Below are 2,536 nucleotides of genomic sequence, written 5' to 3'. Positions count from 1 at the left end.
TGCAGACGAACTACTGAGAAGCGCGTGTACTGTGGAACGCTTCTTCTTGCCACTTGCCTCCTTGTTTCACGAATACGCGCGTGATCTGGATGTGCCCACTAACGTCCTGGCCCTTGTTCGTGCCTTTCACATCGGCAGCGTACGTCGCGACTGCAGCATTACCGTAAACACGAACATTCACATCACTTGTTTCAATTGACTCAAATTTCACATCGCCGCTCTTGATCGAACTGACCCATTCACTTTTGCTCACACGCTTTCCGTCTGGCCCGACTCGGGTGTAATCCTCAGCGGCGTTCTTCTCAAGATATGAGGAGTCGCCTTTCAGAGCGGCTTGGCGCGATTGATCGAGTAGCGCTTTGATTTGTCCTTCGGCGCCGCCAGCGCTTTTCTTGCCCTGCGCGATCGCGCTTGAAGAGAGACAAAGGGCCGTGCACACCACCAAAGCCAGTGTTGTGGTTCTGTTTTTCATGTGTTCTCTCCGGTTACTGCAATCAGATTGGAAACGAGCAGGAATGCTACTAGGCGGCAAGAAGGCAGTCAAAACACTACATCAGAGGCGGGTGGCGACCTTTGGTTTTGCTTTCAATTAATGAACCCGAAAAGTGGGTGGCCTACTCTCCGCGTTCTTCGGAGGGTGGGCAGCGGTGTTGTGTACGACTCCAGGGAATTGAAGGCCGATTTGGGAAACTGCGAGAAAAGACGGAACGTTCCCCTCCTCTCTGCCGAAGGCCACCCCCTCACCCCAGCAACAACACCGAGTTGCTGGGGACCCCGAAGCGCGCGGCATCGATGCAAGTGATCGCGAATGGCATTGCCTCACCGGCGGTGATCGTCACCATTCAATAACAATCAAGAAGCTTCTCCCTGGATCCGGCCGCCCTCGGCCGGGTTTTGGCTGCAGACGAGAACACCCGGGCGGGGGCCGCCCGGCTATGAAGGTTGGAGTCCTAGAATTCGCGTCTCGCTACGTCCGCTTCATTGGCCAAATCGAATAACAGGTCGGTGAACTGTCTCTTTTGGCCGATAAAGATCATTCCGATTTGACATCATTTCTTTGGAACTCCTAAAATTTCGCTCGCTCGACCACTAACCGCAGGACTGGTCCATGATGATCATCTCGAGCAAGGCCCTTCGCACACGTTTCGTCTCCACCAAAACGATCTCATTTTTTGTTTTTCTCCTTGGAGCCGCCGCTCTAAGCTCAAGCGCTTTTTCCCAAGCTCCCACCGCGCCCGGAATGGGTTCGAACGTCATCGTGTTTGACCCGAGCATGTCGGTCGCCCAAATCAAAGCAGTGGTGGATCCGATTGCCGCGCAGCAGATAGGCAATCAGTTCGGAACCCGGCGTTACACGCTGTTGTTCATGCCGGGCACTTACGGCTCAAGCGCTCAACCACTCAACTTCCAAGTCGGGTATTACACGGAGGTCGCAGGTCTGGGCGCCTCTCCCAACGACGTCGTGATCAACGGCTCGGTGTATGTTCGTAACCAGTGCGGCAGTTCCGGCTGTGTGGCGCTGAGCAACTTCTGGCGTTCGTTGTCGAACCTCACCATCAACGTGACGACGCCGAAATTCGGCTGCTATTCCGGCGAGTTCTGGGCCGTGTCTCAAGCCGCTCCCTGGCGTCGCGTCCAGGTGAATGGCAATACCACGTTCATGGACTACTGCACCGGACCGTCGTATGCCAGCGGCGGCTTCATCGCCGACTCGGTTACTAGAAACGTGGTCAACGGATCGCAGCAGCAGTTCTTCGTCCGCAACAGCACAATCGGCAAATGGAGCAACGCGGTGTGGAACCAGGTCTTCGCCGGCGTGCAGGGATCGCCCGCACAGTCCTACCCGAACCCGACTTACACCGTGCTTCCGACGGTTTCCGTCAGCCGCGAGAAGCCCTTCCTTTTCGTCGATGCGGACGGCAACTATAACGTGTTCGCACCCGCACTGCGCACGAATACCACAGGCACAAGCTGGGGCGGCAGCAGCCCCGCGTCCGGGCGAACGCTCCCGCTGAGCAGTTTCTTCGTCGCTGATCCATCCACCTCGGTGCAACGGATCAACGCCCAGCTAGCCTCCGGAAAGAACCTGATCCTCACGCCCGGAGTCTATTCGCTGGACCGTTCCATCGAAGTCAAGCGGCCGGATGCAGTGGTGCTGGGATTGGGTTTCGCTACCCTCGTGCCGCAGAACGGAACCTCCGCCATTACAGTTGCGGACGTGGATGGAGTACAGGTGTCTGGAATGATCGTCGATGCCGGTCCGGCCAACTCGTCTGTGCTGTTCCAGATTGGGAAGCCACACGGCGCCAAGCCGAGCGCCGCGGACGATCCAGTGACGTTGAATGACGTGTTCTTCCGCATCGGCGGAGCGACCGCAGGCAGCGCTACGACCAGCCTCCAGGTAGACCACGACAACGTGATCCTCGATGACGTCTGGGCCTGGCGCGCAGACCACGGCGCCGGGGTTGGGTGGACAATAAACACCGCTGATCATGGGGTCGTGGTTAATGGCGACAATGTCACGGCGACCGGTCTG

Annotated in this window: 2 protein-coding genes; one reads left to right on the top strand and one right to left on the bottom strand. The window is 57.5% G+C overall.

Features of this window, described 5'->3' with window-relative positions; genetic code table 11:
- Positions 1-10: 10 nt before the first annotated feature.
- The gene (locus DMG62_23825; protein ID PYY20262.1) at positions 11-472 is read right to left on the bottom strand and encodes a hypothetical protein; all 462 of its coding nucleotides are present in this window, start codon (positions 470-472) and stop codon (positions 11-13) included.
- A 636-nt stretch (positions 473-1,108) separates the two neighbouring features.
- Between DMG62_23825 and DMG62_23820 the strand changes: the two genes are divergently transcribed.
- The coding region (locus DMG62_23820) for an adenylyl cyclase (protein ID PYY20261.1) at positions 1,109-2,536 on the top strand (1,428 nt) is incomplete at its 3' end.

This window comes from Acidobacteriota bacterium (genome assembly GCA_003225175.1).
Classification (GTDB): Bacteria; Acidobacteriota; Terriglobia; order Terriglobales; family Acidobacteriaceae; genus Gp1-AA112.
This window is presented reverse-complemented; position numbering and strand designations above follow the sequence as displayed.

Coding starts and splice junctions, on each gene's coding strand:
- DMG62_23825 (PYY20262.1), bottom strand. CDS start 472: ATGAAAAACAGAACCACAACACTGGCTTTGGTGGTGTGCACGGCCCTT.